Source organism: Arthrobacter sp. NPDC093139 (assembly GCF_044754165.1).
GTDB lineage: Bacteria > Actinomycetota > Actinomycetes > Actinomycetales > Micrococcaceae > Arthrobacter.
Map to the genome: position 1 here is coordinate 112,695 of NZ_JBIVOO010000002.1, position 14,697 is coordinate 127,391.

Below are 14,697 nucleotides of genomic sequence, written 5' to 3' on the forward strand. Positions count from 1 at the left end.
GTAATAAACTTGTATTACAAGTGTTCTCTTGCAGGAGTAAGGGGAGCGGCGGGAGGAGCTCAGCATTTGAAGTAGTTGTTTCGTTGTGGTTGTTGGCGGGGGTCGATATGGGGTGGTGGGTTGAACCAGGGCACACCGGCTCGGAGTTGAATGGTCCATTGTTCTTTGTGGATGAGGTGGTGGTGATGGGAGCAGAGGAGGGTGCCGTTGTCGGTGCCGGTGGTGCCGCCATGTGACCAGTAGGTGATGTGGTGGGCTTCGCACCACGGTGCGGGGATGGTGCAGCCGGGGAGGCGCAGCCTTGGTCGCGGGCGGTGATGGCTTTGCGGATGGGGGGCGGGAAGATTCGGGTAGTGCGGCCGACGTCGAGGATGCGGCCTTCGCTGCCGAGCAGGATCGGGATGATGTCCGCGTCGCAGGCGATTTTCCGGACGGTGGCGGCGTTGATGGGTCCGGTGAACGTAAACGACCCTGTGCCGGGAATGCCCGGATGGGATCCGGTGCCGGCGGGGCTGGCGCTGGCTTTGCTGCTATTTACGAGGTCGCTGGTGTCGCTGCCGAAGCCGGTGTGATTGCCGCCTTGGCCATTGAGTTCGTCGCCGCGGTCCGCAGGGACGCCCGGGGCGCCATGCCCGCCAGTGGCTGCGGCCGTGGGTCGGCTCGGTGCGGTGCTGCGGTTGGTGTTGGAGTAGCGGGGTCCTTGGCTGGTTTCGTGTTCGAGGCGGTCCAGGAGGTCGACGTAATCGATGGTGACCATGACCTGGGGCCGGAGCCCGCCTGCTGTGGGGAGTGTTCCGGCAGTCAGGGCTGCTTTGCAGGCGCCGACCAGTCCGTCCAAGTGCCGTTGCGGGCGGGTCCGGGTCAACGTCCGGCACCGAATCCCAGCCGGTGGTTGCGGCGTCCTGCCGGGCTAGATCCCCGTCTGCGTTGTCGTTTGTGCCGGCGGCGTTGGTGGTTGTGCGGGGGTTGGTGGCCGTGTTCATCACGGTCAGGAGGGGTTCGAACTGGACGGCGGTGGCGAAGATTTCCAGGTGGTGGAGCCCGTGCCGGGTCGGACGGATGAAGGCGCCTTGCCGGCGGCGGAGTTGTTCTTCGCTGGGTTCGGGCCCGTCCGGGTCGAGCCCGTTGATCCAGCGCCTGGCGATTTTGGACAGGTAGTCGGTGTCGTTCTCGGCCGCGGTGCGGGTCAGGGCGTGTTCCATCCGGGCGAGTGCTTCGTCCGGGGCCTGGTGCCGGACCTGGTCCAGGGCGAGCGTGATGATGGTCGCGGGTTGGGAGGCGATGGTCCCGGCGGCCAGGGCGGCGCCGAGTTCTTTGCGTTCGGCCGGTTCGGTGTGGCCGGTGAACCCGGTCCGGGGCAGCACCGCATCGGCGAGGGCGACCCGGCGTCGCGCCTCCCGGCCGCTGATCCGCAGCCTGCCCCGCAGGAACTCCTCCGCGTTCCGGAACCCGTCATCAGCGGGATCCGGTTCGGCCGCGGCCGGCCGTCCGCTGCGGGTTTGGCAGGCCGTCAGGCCGCTGCCACCCTGATCAGACTCCACCTGCGCAGAAGCCGGCCAGCCGTTCGCTTCCGGGGCACTTTCGACCGCTTCCGCGCCCCCACCGGTGACCCAGCCAACCCCCGCACCCGACCCCGACCCAGACTGCGCAGCCAATGTCGCATCTCGACGGCTCCGGTTCACCGATCCGGCCGCGACCACCTGCAAATACTCAATAGCGCGGGAGGCGTCCTCGACCTTGGCGGCGAAGTCAGCGGCCTCACGGAAACCCATAAGCGCGGCGTCAGCGGCCGCCGTCGAACACATACCCTTCAACAACTCAAGGCCCCGGGCAAGACCACCGGAACCGCCGCCGTCGGCCGCTAAGTCAGACCCGAAAGCAGGCGCCAACCCAGCTAACTGCGCCGTCCCGGCGGGGACACTACGGAGCCCGCGGAAGTGGCCTTCGGGAAGCACAGCGGCACCGGGCAACACTGCCCACGGCCCTGCGCCTCCTGCCGGATCTTCCCCCATGGCTTCCATAGCTAAACTCTGCCAAAGGGGTCGGACATTATTAGTTATCCGACTGCCCAGGCGACCACCAGCAGCGCCCCGACGCTGAGCAGCGTGGTGCAGAGGATCACGTCCCTGGCCACGGTTATGCCCCTGCCGTAGGGGGAGGCGAAGAGGAACACGTTCTGTGCGGTCGGGAGGGCGGCCATGATGACACTCGCGAGGAGATGCTGGCCTTCCAGGCCGAAAACGAACCGGCCCAATACCCAAACAACCAGTGGCATGCCTGCAATCTTCAGGAAGGTCGCCACCAGGGTTTCCGTGCGCCCGTCGTCTGCTTGCAGGGGTGCCTTCCCGGCCAGGGAGAGGCCAAAGGCCAGCAGCACCATCGGAACCGCGCCGCCCGCGAGCATATCGATGGGTTTCTGTAACAAGTCCGGGGCGCTCCAGCCGGTAAGCGCTACAACGGCGCCGAGCGCGGAGGCGATGATCATCGGGTTGGCGAACGGCTGGACCAGCATCTTTTTCCACGAGATTCTGGCTCCGGAGGACAGCTCCAGAACGGTCAGATAGAAGGGGGCCATGACCAGGATCTGCACCAGCAGCACCGGTGCCACGTGCTGGGCCGTTCCCACGGCGTAGAGCGAGACCGGGATCCCGATGTTGTTGGCATTGGCATAGCTGCTGGCCATTGCTCCGACAGCGGTCTCCGCAACGGGTCGGCGGAAGAACAGGAAGCTTAGCAGGCAATAGAGTAGCCCCACTATCACTGCTGACAGCAGCGCCAGTGGGGCGTCCGTTCCGAGCGCCGCCCGGATGTCACTTCCGGCCACCACAGTAAAGAGGAGTGCCGGGTTGGTGATGTAGAAGGCCGTGCGGGTCAGCGCACCCTGGATCTCGGGACCGAGGATCCGCAGGCGGGCCGCGACATAGCCCACGGCGATGACGGCGGAAACTATGAGGATTCCGGAGACGACGCCGCCCAAGCTGAGCCCTTCTATTTAGCTCTATTCAACATAATGAGTGGGTTCCGCACGGCCGGCTCCTGTTGCGGGGAGGTCCGGCCGTGCGGAAGATTTTGGTGCTTGTCTACCCCACTCGCATTAGCGAACGAGGCAGGGACGCTTCGGGTCGAAGGACCAGCCGTCGATGTAGTACTGCATGCCGATGCTGTCGTCGCGGGCATCGAGGCCGTGCTGCAGATACAGCTCGTGTGCCTTGTCCAGCGCGTCCCGGTCCAGCTCGATGCCGAGACCGGGTGCATCCGGAACTTCGATGGCGCCGTTCCTGATCTGCAGCGGGTCCTTGGTGAGGCCCTGGCCGTCCTGCCAGATCCAGTGCGTATCCAGCGCCGTGATCTCGCCCGGTGCGGCCGCGCCTGTATGCGTGAACATGGCGAGCGAGATGTCGAAGTGGTTGTTCGAGTGCGAGCCCCACGTAAGGCCGAACTCGTTGCACAACTGCGCCACGCGTACCGAACCGTGCATGGTCCAGAAGTGCGGGTCTGCCAGTGGAATGTCGACGGCGTTGCTGCGGATCGCGTGCGACATTTCGCGCCAGTCCGTGGCGATCATGTTGGTGGCCGTCTTCAGGCCGGTGGCACGCCGGAATTCCGCCATGACTTCGCGCCCCGAGAAGCGGCCTTCCGCGCCGCAGGGGTCCTCGGCGTAAGCCACCACGCCCTGCATTCGCTTGCCCAGCCGGATAGCCTCCTCAAGAAGCCACCCGCCATTGGGGTCGAGCGTGACACGGGCTTCGGGAAAGCGCTTGGCGAGTGCCGTGACGACGTCCACCTCGGCGTCGCCGGACAGCACGCCGCCCTTGAGCTTGAAGTCGCTGAAGCCGTAGCGCTCCTGCGCGGCCTCGGCCAGGGCCACCACTGCTGCGGGTGTCATCGCTTCTTGCCGGCGCAGCCTCTCCCAGCGGTCCGCCGGCGCATCCTCCACGAGGTACGGAAGGTCGGTCCGTCGGCGGTCGCCGACGAAGAAGAGGTAACCGAGCATGGGAACCGAGGTGCGCTGCTGCCCGTCGCCCAGCAGTTCCGCGACGGGGACGCCCAGGAACTGGCCGTGAAGGTCCAGCAGGGCTGATTCGACGGCGGTGACCGCGTGGACCGTGGTGCGCAGGTCGAAGGTCTGCAGGCCACGGCCGCCGGCGTCGCGGTCGGCGAACTCTGCGGCAATCTCGCGCAGCAGGGACCGGTAGCGGGCCACCGGCTTGCCGGTGATCAGTGCGCCGGCTTCCTCGATGGTGGTGCGGATCTTCTCCCCGCCGGGAACCTCACCGAGTCCCAAGCGGCCGTCCGAGTCGGTCACGATGACCACGTTCCGGGTGAAGAAGGGCCCGTGGGCGCCGCTGAGGTTCATAAGCATGCTGTCGTGGCCGGCAACCGGGACGACTTCCACGCGGGCGACGGTTGGCTGGGCGCTCATGCGTTGACCTCTTCTCTCTCTGCCTGAGCGGCGTCTGCCTGGACAACCGTGCCGTCGACGCGGCGGCTGAGCTGCCAGGGGTTGGTGTCCTGGAGGGGTGCGGGGAGCAGTTCCTGGGGCAGGTTCTGGTAGGCGACGGGGCGGAGGAAGCGGTTGATGGCGAGGGTCCCGACGGAGGTGGTGCGGCTGTCGGAGGTGGCGGGGAAGGGGCCGCCGTGGACCATGGCGTGGCCGACTTCGACGCCGGTGGGCCAGCCGTTGACGATGATGCGGCCGACTTTCTGCTCCAGCGCCGGGAGCAGCTGGGCCGCCGTCGGGTGGTCCTCTCCGGTGAGCTGCAGCGTGGCGGTGAGCTGGCCCTCGAGCCGGCTGATGGCGGTGAGGAGTTCCTCGGTGGTGGAGTAGCGGATCACCAAGGACGCGGCGCCGAAGATTTCCTCGTGCAGCACGTGGTTGGAGACGAAGGTGTTGATGTCGGTACCGAAGATGGCCGGTGCGGGGGCGTTCTCTGTGCCACCTTGGGTGCCTTGGCCCACGAGATCGACGCCGGCTGCGGCGCCGAGCGCTTCGGCGCCGGCGTTCCGGGAACCGGCGATGCCCTCGGTAAGCATGGTCTGCCCGGCGCAGCCGGATACCGCGCGTCCGACGGCGGCGGCGAGTTTGTCTCCTGCCTCGCCGGCCGGGGCGAAGAGCAGGCCGGGGGAGGTGCAGAGCTGGCCTGAGCTGCCGGTGACCGCGGTGACGTACTGCTGTGCCAGTGCGTCGATTTGTGCGGCGGAGCCTTTGAGGGCGCCGGGGAAGACGAAGACCGGGTTGAGTGAGGACATCTCGGCGTAGACCGGGATCGGTTCGGGGCGAGCGGCGGCGGTTTGCATCAGGGAGACGCCCGCGGCCCGGGAGCCGGTGAAGCCGACGGCCTTGATGGCCGGGTCGGACACGAGGGCCTGGCCGATGCTGGCGCCGGGGCCGTAGACCAGCGAGAACACGCCGGGGTGCAGCCCGGTGTCCTTGACGGCCTTGACGACGGCTTGGGCGACAAGTTCGCCGGTGCCGGGGTGGGCATTGTGGGCTTTGAAGACGACGGGGCAGCCGGCGGCGAGGGCCGAGGCGGTGTCTCCTCCCGCCGTCGAGAAGGCCAGCGGGAAGTTGCTCGCGCCGAAGACCGCGACGGGGCCGAGCGGGATCTGGCGCAGGCGGATGTCCGCGCGCGGCAGCGGGGTGCGGTCCGGGATCGCGGGGTCGATGCGCACGCCGCGGAAGTCGCCTTGGCGGACCACGGTCGCGAAGAGGCGCAGCTGGCCGGTGGTGCGGGCCCGTTCGCCCTGCAGCCGGGCCGCGGGGAGGCCGGTTTCCTGGCCGGCGCGGATGATCAGTTCCTCGCCGAGGGCATCGATGTTGTCCGCGATGGCGTCCAGGAACGCGGCGTGCGTCTCGGGGTCAAGGGTGCTGAAGGACGGGAAAGCCTCGGCGGCCGCGGTCGTGGCGGCTTTGAGCTGCTCTTCGGTGATCAGCGTGTAGGCGGGCTCGAGCCGCTCATTCGTGGCCGGGTCGAATCCAAAAGCGGTTTTGCCTGCGCCCGGGACGGGCTCTCCGGCGATCAGTGAGTGTCCGTTGAGTGTCATGGTTCTTCCTAGGAGACGGTGGCGATGAGGGCTTTGAGGTCGGCGAGGTCCTGCGCGGCGAGGTTCTGCAGCGGCGGGCGGACACCACCTGCGGAGCGGCCGATGACGTCGAGGCCGGCCTTGACGATGGAAACGGAGTATCCCTTGACCCGGTCGCGGATGTCCAGGTACGGGATAACGAACTCGTTGAGCTTCTTGTTGACGGCCACGCGGTCGTTGTTGCGGACGTCCTGGTAGAAGTCCAGGGCGAACTGCGGGACGAAGTTGTACATGGCGCTGGAGTACGTGCTCATGCCCAGCTGCAGCAGCGGAAGCGCGAAGGTTTCCGCGGTGGGGAGGCCCCCGAGGTAGAACAGGCGGTCGCCGAGCTTGGCGTAGACGCGGGCATCGTGCTCAAGGTCGCCCACACCGTCCTTGAAGCCGATCAGGTTTTCGTGCCGGTCGGCCAGGGTGGCCACAGTGGTGTCCTGGTAGATGGCGTTGGCGCGGTTGTAAATGATCACGCCGAGCGAGGTGGCACGGCAGACGGCGCTGACATGCTCGACCAGGCCGCCCTGGTCCGCCTCGGTGAGGTACGGCGGGAGGAGCAGGATGCCCTCGGCGCCCGCCGCTTCGGCCGCTTTTGCATTCTCGATGGCCTGGGCGGTGGACCCGCCGGCTGACGCCAGGACCGGAACTGTGTTGCCGACTTCCTCGACGGCGGCACGGACGACTCGTTCCGACTCGGCAGGCGTGAGGGAGAAGCCTTCGCCGGTCCCGCCGGCGGCGAAGAGCCCGGCCACCGGGTAGCTGGCCTGCCACGCGAGGTGCTTGCGGTAGTTCTCCTCGTCAAACTGCAGCTCTGCATCGAAGGAGGTCACGGGGAAGGAGAGCAGCCCGTTCTTGAGTGTGTCGGCAAGTTCCTGGGGTGAGTATTTGGCCACGGTGTGGTCCTCCATGTTGGCGCCGCTTCGGTGCGGCGGATGAGTTCGTTCCTTCCACAGTAGGGAGGCATTTGATGCCTGTCTAAGTTCATTTTTGTATGCACTGATACCGTCCCGGCATCATTTGGGCTACGGACTTCGGGGCTCAGTTACCGCGGAATTCCAGCCCGTGCAGCAGACGGGAGAGCGCTGGGTTCCGGATGTTGCGGTTCCAGATGGCATGGAGTTCCACCGGATCCTCCACGCTGCTCTTCAGCGGAAGGAACTCGACTGCTTGGATGCCCAGCAGGGTGGCGGAGTGCGGAACGAAGGCCACGCCCCGTTTTGCGGCGACCAGCGAGACCATGGTGAGGATCTGGCTGACGGTGTGGACCACATTCGCGTGCTGCACGGGAATCATGCGGACCACGAGGTCATAGAAGTACCGGGCCTGCGTTGGCGAGTGCATGATGAGGGGTTCGTTCTTGAGGTCATCATGAGTGATGTCCCGGCCCAGGTCGGCGAGCGGGTGGCCTGAGGGAACCGCCAGCACCATGGCTTCCCGGTACAGGAGGTGGGAATCAAAGATTTCGCTGTCGAAGGGCGGGCGGGCCAGGCCAAGATCCAGTTCGCCGGTCTGAAGTCCCATGATCTGCTCGCCGGTGACGAGCTCCTGCAGGTCGAGGTCGACGTCCGGAAGGATATCCGCGGCCTCCTCGAGCAGCGGCCCCAGAATGCTGAACCCGCTCGCGGCGGTAAAGCCGATGCGCAGATGCCCTGACCGGCCGGATGCTATCCGGCGGGCCGTGACCGGTGCCCGTTCCGCCAGTGCGATCAGCCGACGGGCCTCCTCCAGGAAGGCGCGGCCCGCGGGCGTCAGCTCGACTTTCCGGTTGTCGCGCTCAAGCAACTCGGCGCCCACTGTTTTCTCAAGCTTTTGGATCTGGCGGCTGAGGGGCGGCTGCGTCATGTTGAGCCGCTCGGCGGCGCGGCCGAAGTGCAGCTCCTCGGCGACAGCGATGAATCCTGCAAGCTGGTCGAACGTAAACATGATGCCTTCCCGGTATTACCCGATGCATATTTGGGTTTAGACACGCATCATACCGGCTCCCTACACTCGAGAAAGCGAGCCGGCCGTGACCCGGTTCACAACTACTTGCCGGGCACCCCCCGCCCGCAGTGCAAACGAGGAGTTTCAATGACGCACTTCCCCTCCCGCCGTTCCATTCTCGGAGCAGCATCCGCCGTAGCGCTGATGGCCCTGACTGCCTGTGGCAATGTCGCCGGCGGCGGCGCCGATACATCGAAATACCCGAGCGGACCGGTTAACCTCACGGTTGGCCAGGCTCCCGGCGGAAGCACCGATCTTATTGCCCGCGCCATTTCAGAAGGCGCGTCAAAGACCCTGGGCGCCCCGATGCCCGTAGTCAACAAGCCCGGTGCCAACGGTGCCTTGGCCTCCAAGGAGGTGGCGGGCAAGCCGGCTGACGGCCAGAACCTGATCCTGCTCAACGCTTCCCTGATCACCATCACGCCGCTCGCCGTGACCGCGGACGAGGCTGTGAACATTGATGATTTCGATGTCATCGCCGGTTTGTCCCAGGATGACTACGTGCTGGTGGCAAGCGAGAAGTCCGGCTTCAAAACCATCAAGGACGTGACAGGGGCGGGCCGCAACATCACGTTCGGCACCACCGGCGTGGGGACCGGAAGCCAGCTGGCACAGACCGTGCTTTTCAAGCAGGCGAATGTGAAGGGCACCGACGTTCCCTTCGACAGCGGCAAGCCGGCATTGACTGCTGTCCTTGGCAACCAGGTGGAGCTGGCGACCATCCAGCTCGGCGAGGCAATGCCCCAGATCAAGGCCGGCAAGGTTGCCCCGCTGCTGGTCTTCTCCGAGGAGCGCAACACCTTCCTGCCGGACACGCCCACCGCCAAGGAATCGGGCTACGACGTTCCGGTGGCCCAGTACCGGGCCGTCGCCGCGCCCAAGGGCACGCCTCAGGAGGTCAAGGACAAGCTCACCGCAGCGCTGCAGGAGACCTTCAAGTCCGACGCCTATAAGCAGTTCAATGAGCAGAACCTGCTGACCCCGAAGGAAATCTCCGGTGAGGAAGTTGTCACGCAGTGGAAGGACTACGCCGCGAAGTACAAGGCACTGGTGGAGAAGTACAGCATCAGCCTGAGCGGAACAAAGTGATTTCTGTGAAGCCAACACCCCCAGTGCCCGACGGCGGAGCGCTCCCCGGCGTTGATCTGGACGATCTCACGCCGGAACAGCTGGCGGCCCAATGGGAAGAGGAAAAGCCGCCCGCCGCCGGGGCTCTGGCCAACGTGGCCTCCTCGCTGGTGGTTCTCGGCCTAGGCGCCGGTGCCATTATCCTGTCCCTGGCGATGGGACTGGGCACGCCGGCCGCTCCGCAACCCGGACTCTGGCCGTTCATCATCAGTTGCGTGATGGTGGCGCTGGGCCTCTTTCAGCTGGTGATCGGCCGGCGCAACCGGGACGCGGAGAAGTTCACCCGCATGTCCATGGCACCCCTGACCGGCCTGGTGACACTGGCCCTCATGGTCGCGCTGATGCCGACAATCGGATTCGAACTGCCGGCGTTGGCGCTGTGCATCGTCTGGATGCGGTTTCTGGGCAGCGAAACCTGGCGCTCCACGCTCGTGGTGAGTGCCGTCGTCGTTGGCGCGTTCTATGGGCTCTTTGTCCTCGCGCTCAACACTTCCATCCCCCATCTCTTCTAGGAGACACCCGTGGATTTTCTGAATCCCGTGATCAACGGATTTGCGGTTGTCCTGGAGCCGACAAACCTCCTGTACTGCCTCATCGGCGTGGTGATCGGCATGCTGATCGGCGTGCTGCCAGGCCTCGGCCCGGCTGCCACGATCGCCATTCTGCTGCCACTGACCTACAACGTGGAGCCGGTGACCGCCATCATCATGCTGGCCGGCATCTTCTACGGCGCGCAATACGGCGGAACGATAACTTCGGTGCTGCTCCGGCTTCCCGGCGAGGCGTCGTCGGTGGTGACCGTATTCGACGGCTATCAGATGGCGCGGCAGGGCAAGGCCGGCACCGCACTGGGACTGGCCTCCATCGGATCCTTCGTCGGCGGCACCGCGTCCATCATCGGCCTGACCTTCCTCGCCCCGATCGTGGCGAGCTTTGCCCTGGACTTTGGCGCGCCGGAGTACTCCGCCCTGGCCCTGCTGGGCATCCTGCTGGTGGCAACGATCAGCAGCGGCGCAAAAACCAAGGCTCTCATCGCCGCGGCACTCGGACTGCTGCTGGCCACCGTCGGCCGCGACGTGTTCACCGGCGAGAGCCGCTTCACGTTCGGCAGCCTGGAGCTCGCTGACGGGATCGACTTCGTGCCGATCGCCATGGGCATCTTCGGCCTTGGCGAGATTCTGTACAACCTGGAGGAACGCCACCGTGCCGCCAAAGCGCCATCCAAGGTCGCCAATGTGTGGCCGTCACGCAGCGACCTGAAGCAGGCCTCCGGTTCGATAGGACGCGGCTCCATCCTGGGCTTCTTCCTTGGCATTCTGCCTGGCGGCGGCGCCACGATTTCGTCCATGGCCTCCTACGCCATGGAAAAGAAGCGGGCCAAGCAGCCGGAACGCTTCGGCAAGGGAGCCCCCGAGGGCGTTGCCGGGCCCGAGACGGCAAACAATGCAGCCGCCACCTCCTCCTTCATCCCGCTGCTCACGCTGGGTATCCCGGCCAACGCCACCATGGCCCTGATGTTCGGAGCGCTGCTCATCCAGGGTGTGACCCCAGGCCCGCAGTTGGTGGAGGAGAACCCGGACCTCTTCTGGGGCGTCGTGAATTCGATGTATATCGGCAACATCCTGCTGCTGATCATGAGCCTGCCGCTCGTGGGCCTGTTCGTGAAGATCCTGCGGGTCCGGGCCGCGATCCTGGCTCCTGTCACGGCACTGATCACCCTGCTTGGCGCCTACACGATCAATAACAGCATGTTCGACGTAACGCTTGTGGTGGTGTTCGGCGTCATCGGCTACCTGATGAAAAAGTTCGGCTTCGAGCCCGGTCCGCTGGTCCTGGCGTTCGTGCTGGGTTCGCTGCTGGAGAGTTCGCTCCGCCGCTCGCTGCTGGTCTTCGGCGGCGATCCGCTGGGCTTCTTCGGCAGGCCGATTTCGGCAACATTGCTAGCGGTGTTCGTCCTGGTCGCCGTGCTGCCGGGGATTCGGAGCATGCTGGTCAAGCGCAGGGCAGTCGTTCCCGCAGAGCCCGGTACCGTACAAATCAAGGAGAAGGTATGAGCATCATCGTCGGTTTCGTCCCTACGCCCGCCGGTGAGGCGGCCTTGAGTGCGGGCATTGCCGAGGCCCGGTTGCGGAAGCAGGACCTCGTGATCGTCAACTCCGCCCGCGAGGGTGCGCTGGTGGATAAGTCGGTGGCGCCGGTGGATGTGCTTGCCCAGGCCTCCCGGCGGGCCGCGGAGGCGGGCGTGAAGGCAACTGTGATCCAGCCGCCGTACCAGCACGACCTGGCAGACGAGTTCCTCGAGGTCGCCCGCGAAGCCGACGCCTCTCTGATCGTCATTGGCCTGCGGCACCGGTCGCAGGTGGGCAAGTTCATCCTCGGCAGCCACGCGCAGCGAATCCTGATGCAGGCAGACCGTCCCGTGCTCGCAGTCAAGGCGGGCGACGGCCAGTTTTAGTCGGCGCCACCGCTTCGTAAGGCACACTGCATTGACAAGGCACTGCCAACTACGGCACCACCGCATGGAAACGAGGCGGGCCGGAATCCAACAGGGATGCCGGCCCGCCTCTGTTCTGTGCCCAGTTCTTGCTTGTCGACATCTTTCCGGGGATCCCCGTCACGTGCCGACGTAGGCCGCCAAGTGCTCCCCGGTCAGGGTGGAACGCGCGGACACGAGGTCGGCGGGCGTGCCCTCGAAGACAATCCGCCCGCCGTCGTGCCCGGCGCCGGGACCGAGGTCAATGATCCAGTCGGCGTGGGCCATCACCGCCTGGTGGTGTTCGATGACGATCACCGACCTGCCGGAGTCGACGAGCCGGTCGAGGAGACCGAGCAGATTTTCGACGTCGGCGAGGTGCAGCCCGGTGGTCGGTTCGTCGAGAATGTAGACATCGCCTTTTTCGGCCATCTGGGTGGCCAGCTTGAGCCGCTGCCGCTCGCCGCCGGACAGCGTCGTGAGCGGCTGGCCGAGGGTGAGGTAGCCGAGGCCGACATCGGCGAGCCGGTCCAGGACCTTGTGGGCAGCCGGCGTGCGTGCTTCGCCGTCGTTGAAGAACTCCTCGGCCTCGGCCACCGGCATCGCGAGCACTTCGGCGATATTGCGACCGCCCAGTGTGTACTCCAGCACCGCCGCCTGGAACCGCTTTCCCTCGCACTCCTCGCAGGTAGATTCGACTGTGGCCATGACGCCCAGCTCAGTGTAGATGACGCCCGCGCCGTTGCAGGTGGGACAAGCACCTTCGGAGTTGGAACTGAAGAGCGCCGGCTTTACCCCGTTGGCTTTGGCGAATGCCTTGCGGATCGGTTCGAGCAGGCCGGTGTACGTCGCCGGGTTGCTCCGTCGCGAACCGCGGATCGCACCCTGGTCGATCACCACCACGCCGTCGCGGCCGGCGACCGAACCGTTGATCAGCGAGCTCTTGCCGGAGCCGGCGACGCCAGTGAGCACGCAGAGCACCCCTAGCGGGATGTCGACGTCTACGTTCTGGAGGTTGTTCGTCGATGCGCCGCGGACTTCCAGCGCACCGGAGGATGAACGTACCGAGTCCTTGAGCCTCGCACGATCGTCGAGGTGGCGGCCGGTGATGGTGTCACTCTCCCGCAGCCCATCCAAGGTGCCCTCAAAGCAGACGGTGCCGCCCCCGGTGCCGGCGCCGGGGCCGAGGTCGACGACGTGGTCAGCGATCGCGATGGTCTCCGGCTTGTGCTCCACGACGAGTACGGTGTTGCCCTTGTCACGCAGCTGCAGCAGCAGCCGGTTCATCCGCTCGATGTCGTGGGGGTGCAGGCCGATCGTCGGCTCGTCGAACACATAGGTGACGTCAGTGAGGGAGGATCCGAGGTGGCGGATCATCTTGGTCCGCTGCGCCTCGCCACCGGACAGGGTCCCGGCCGGCCGGTCCAGTGAGAGGTAGCCCAGCCCGATTTCGGCGAACGAGTCGAGCAGGTGCCGCAGTCCTTTGAGGAGGGGTGCGACCGACGGCTCGTTCAGCTCGCGGACCCAGCCGGCGAGGTCGCTGATCTGCATCTCGCACAGGTCGGCGATGTTCTTGCCCTGGATTTTCGAGGACCGCGCTTCCGGGCTGAGCCGTGTGCCGTCGCACTCGGGGCAGGCCTGAAACGTGATGGCACGCTCCACGAAGGCCCGGATGTGAGGCTGCATCGCGTCGACATCCTTGGAAAGCATTGATTTCTGGATCTTCGGGATCAGGCCCTCATACGTCAGGTTGATGCCCTCGACCTTGATTTTGGTGGGCTCCTTGTAGAGGAGGTCGTGCATCTCCTTCTTGGTGAACTTCGCGATCGGCTTGTCCATGTTGAAGCCGGCGCCGCTGAAGATGCGTCCGTACCAGCCGTCCATGCTGTAGCCGGGGACCGTCAGGGCACCCTCGCCGAGCGACTTGCTGTCGTCGTATAGCGCAGTGAGGTCGAAGTCGGAAACCGAGCCCATGCCCTCGCAGCGCGGACACATGCCGCCCAGGTACACAGCGCCCTGCACAACACTCTTCTCGACGCGGCCGCCTGCTTTCTCGGTGCTCATCACCCCGCTGGCCTTGCGCGTGGGGACGTTGAAGGAGAACGCCGTGGGTGGCCCGACGTGCGGCTGTCCGAGCCTGCTGAAGAGGATGCGCAGCATCGCATTGGCGTCGGTCGCCGTGCCGACGGTGGAGCGGGGGTTCGCGCCCATTCGCTCCTGGTCGACGATGATCGCCGTCGTCAGGCCTTCGAGGAGATCGACGTCCGGCCGCGACAGCGTTGGCATGAAGCCCTGGACGAAGGCGCTGTAGGTCTCGTTGATCATCCGCTGCGACTCCGCGGCGATCGTGCCGAACACCAGGGAGCTCTTGCCCGATCCGGAGACGCCGGTGAACACGGTCAGCCGGCGCTTCGGGATCTCGACGCTGACGTCCTTGAGGTTGTTCACCCGCGCGCCCTGGACTCGGATCAAATCATGGCCGTCGGCGACGTGCTGCGTGGGCTCCTGCGTGTCACTACTGGTGGCCATGCTCATCATGTCTCCATCTGTTGATCGGGGCGGCAATCGTCGTATCGGCGCGAGTGCTCGAGGGGGTACCGGGCTCAGCGGTCCTGAAGCAGTCCCAATACGTTGCCGTCGGGGTCGGTGACGGTGGCCACCAGACGGCCGCCGCCGACGTCGTGCACGGGTTCCTTCACGGTGGCGCCCGCGGCGGTCACCTCGGCAAGCTTGGCTTCGATGTCCGGCACATGCCAGTAGGCTACGGGTGAGGTCATGCCCTGCGGTCCACCGCCCGGCACCAGCCCGATATGCTGGCCTGCGGTGTCAAAGCCGACATAGTAGGGGCCGTCGGCCTGCGGCGGCACGCCGAGGAGGGCCGTGTACATGCTCTTGGCCGCAGCCAGGTCGGACACGGGATGCAGGACGGTCTTGATTCCCTGGGTGGAAGAGTCGGTCATGGTCACTCCTGTGGTCCTGGGCCGTATTCGACCCGGTATTTACGGTGTGATGTCGATGGGATTCATGCTAGCCGCAGC

General features: G+C 65.8%; 11 protein-coding genes and 1 pseudogene. 4 read left to right on the plus strand and 8 right to left on the minus strand.

Features of this window, described 5'->3' with window-relative positions; all coding sequences use genetic code 11:
* Positions 1–59: 59 nt before the first annotated feature.
* The 6 genes and pseudogenes from ACIP90_RS03570 to ACIP90_RS03595 all read right to left on the minus strand — a co-directional run bounded on the left by ACIP90_RS03570 (position 60) and on the right by ACIP90_RS03595 (position 7,998).
* Positions 60–2,021, minus strand: a pseudogene (locus ACIP90_RS03570) (DUF222 domain-containing protein).
* A 35-nt stretch (positions 2,022–2,056) separates the two neighbouring features.
* A complete protein-coding gene (locus ACIP90_RS03575; protein WP_400577012.1) occupies positions 2,057–2,977 on the minus strand; it encodes an AEC family transporter in 921 nt (306 codons plus the stop codon).
* A 117-nt stretch (positions 2,978–3,094) separates the two neighbouring features.
* Positions 3,095–4,423, minus strand: coding sequence for an enolase C-terminal domain-like protein (locus tag ACIP90_RS03580; protein WP_400577014.1), 1,329 nt, complete (start codon positions 4,421–4,423; stop codon positions 3,095–3,097).
* On the minus strand, positions 4,420–6,045 hold the full coding sequence (locus ACIP90_RS03585) for an aldehyde dehydrogenase (NADP(+)) (RefSeq protein WP_400577017.1): 1,626 nt from the start codon (positions 6,043–6,045) through the stop codon (positions 4,420–4,422). The genes ACIP90_RS03580 and ACIP90_RS03585 overlap by 4 nt, the downstream gene beginning before the upstream one ends.
* An 8-nt stretch (positions 6,046–6,053) precedes the next feature.
* Complete coding sequence (gene kdgD, locus ACIP90_RS03590; RefSeq protein WP_400577698.1) at positions 6,054–6,968, minus strand: 5-dehydro-4-deoxyglucarate dehydratase; 915 nt, start codon at positions 6,966–6,968, stop codon at positions 6,054–6,056.
* Positions 6,969–7,113: 145 nt separating this feature from the next.
* The gene (locus ACIP90_RS03595) at positions 7,114–7,998 is read right to left on the minus strand and encodes a LysR family transcriptional regulator (RefSeq protein ID WP_400577019.1); all 885 of its coding nucleotides are present in this window, start codon (positions 7,996–7,998) and stop codon (positions 7,114–7,116) included.
* 147 nt (positions 7,999–8,145) lie between these two features.
* On the opposite strand from ACIP90_RS03595, the gene ACIP90_RS03600 reads away from it, so the two are divergent.
* Genes ACIP90_RS03600 through ACIP90_RS03615 form a run of 4 tightly spaced genes read left to right on the plus strand, consistent with a single transcriptional unit; the run spans position 8,146 to position 11,641 of the window.
* Positions 8,146–9,147: a Bug family tripartite tricarboxylate transporter substrate binding protein gene (locus ACIP90_RS03600; RefSeq protein WP_400577020.1), complete on the plus strand. Its 1,002-nt coding sequence runs from the start codon at positions 8,146–8,148 to the stop codon at positions 9,145–9,147.
* A 5-nt stretch (positions 9,148–9,152) separates the two neighbouring features.
* Positions 9,153–9,698, plus strand: a complete 546-nt coding sequence (locus tag ACIP90_RS03605; protein WP_400577022.1) for a tripartite tricarboxylate transporter TctB family protein — start codon at positions 9,153–9,155, stop codon at positions 9,696–9,698.
* Positions 9,699–9,707: 9 nt separating this feature from the next.
* Positions 9,708–11,240 carry a tripartite tricarboxylate transporter permease gene (locus ACIP90_RS03610; protein WP_400577025.1) on the plus strand — a complete coding sequence of 511 codons (1,533 nt, stop codon included), beginning with the start codon at positions 9,708–9,710 and terminating at the stop codon, positions 11,238–11,240.
* Positions 11,237–11,641 (plus strand): universal stress protein, encoded by a 405-nt coding sequence (locus ACIP90_RS03615; protein ID WP_400577026.1) that lies wholly within the window; start codon positions 11,237–11,239, stop codon positions 11,639–11,641. The genes ACIP90_RS03610 and ACIP90_RS03615 overlap by 4 nt, the downstream gene beginning before the upstream one ends.
* Before the next feature lie 159 nt (positions 11,642–11,800).
* On the opposite strand, the gene ACIP90_RS03620 is transcribed toward ACIP90_RS03615, so the two are convergent.
* Entirely contained in the window at positions 11,801–14,194 is a 2,394-nt protein-coding gene (locus ACIP90_RS03620) for an ATP-binding cassette domain-containing protein (RefSeq protein ID WP_400577029.1), read from the minus strand.
* A gap of 68 nt (positions 14,195–14,262) precedes the next feature.
* A complete protein-coding gene (locus tag ACIP90_RS03625) occupies positions 14,263–14,619 on the minus strand; it encodes a VOC family protein (protein WP_400577032.1) in 357 nt (118 codons plus the stop codon).
* Positions 14,620–14,697: the final 78 nt, after the last annotated feature.

Bases quoted from the DNA above. Each gene is read 5' to 3' on its own strand.
- ACIP90_RS03580 (WP_400577014.1), bottom strand. From the start codon at position 4,423: ATGAGCGCCCAGCCAACCGTCGCCCGCGTGGAAGTCGTCCCGGTTGCC.
- ACIP90_RS03585 (WP_400577017.1), bottom strand. From the start codon at position 6,045: ATGACACTCAACGGACACTCACTGATCGCCGGAGAGCCCGTCCCGGGC.
- ACIP90_RS03595 (WP_400577019.1), bottom strand. From the start codon at position 7,998: ATGTTTACGTTCGACCAGCTTGCAGGATTCATCGCTGTCGCCGAGGAG.
- ACIP90_RS03600 (WP_400577020.1), top strand. From the start codon at position 8,146: ATGACGCACTTCCCCTCCCGCCGTTCCATTCTCGGAGCAGCATCCGCC.
- ACIP90_RS03615 (WP_400577026.1), top strand. From the start codon at position 11,237: ATGAGCATCATCGTCGGTTTCGTCCCTACGCCCGCCGGTGAGGCGGCC.
- ACIP90_RS03620 (WP_400577029.1), bottom strand. From the start codon at position 14,194: ATGAGCATGGCCACCAGTAGTGACACGCAGGAGCCCACGCAGCACGTC.
- ACIP90_RS03625 (WP_400577032.1), bottom strand. From the start codon at position 14,619: ATGACCGACTCTTCCACCCAGGGAATCAAGACCGTCCTGCATCCCGTG.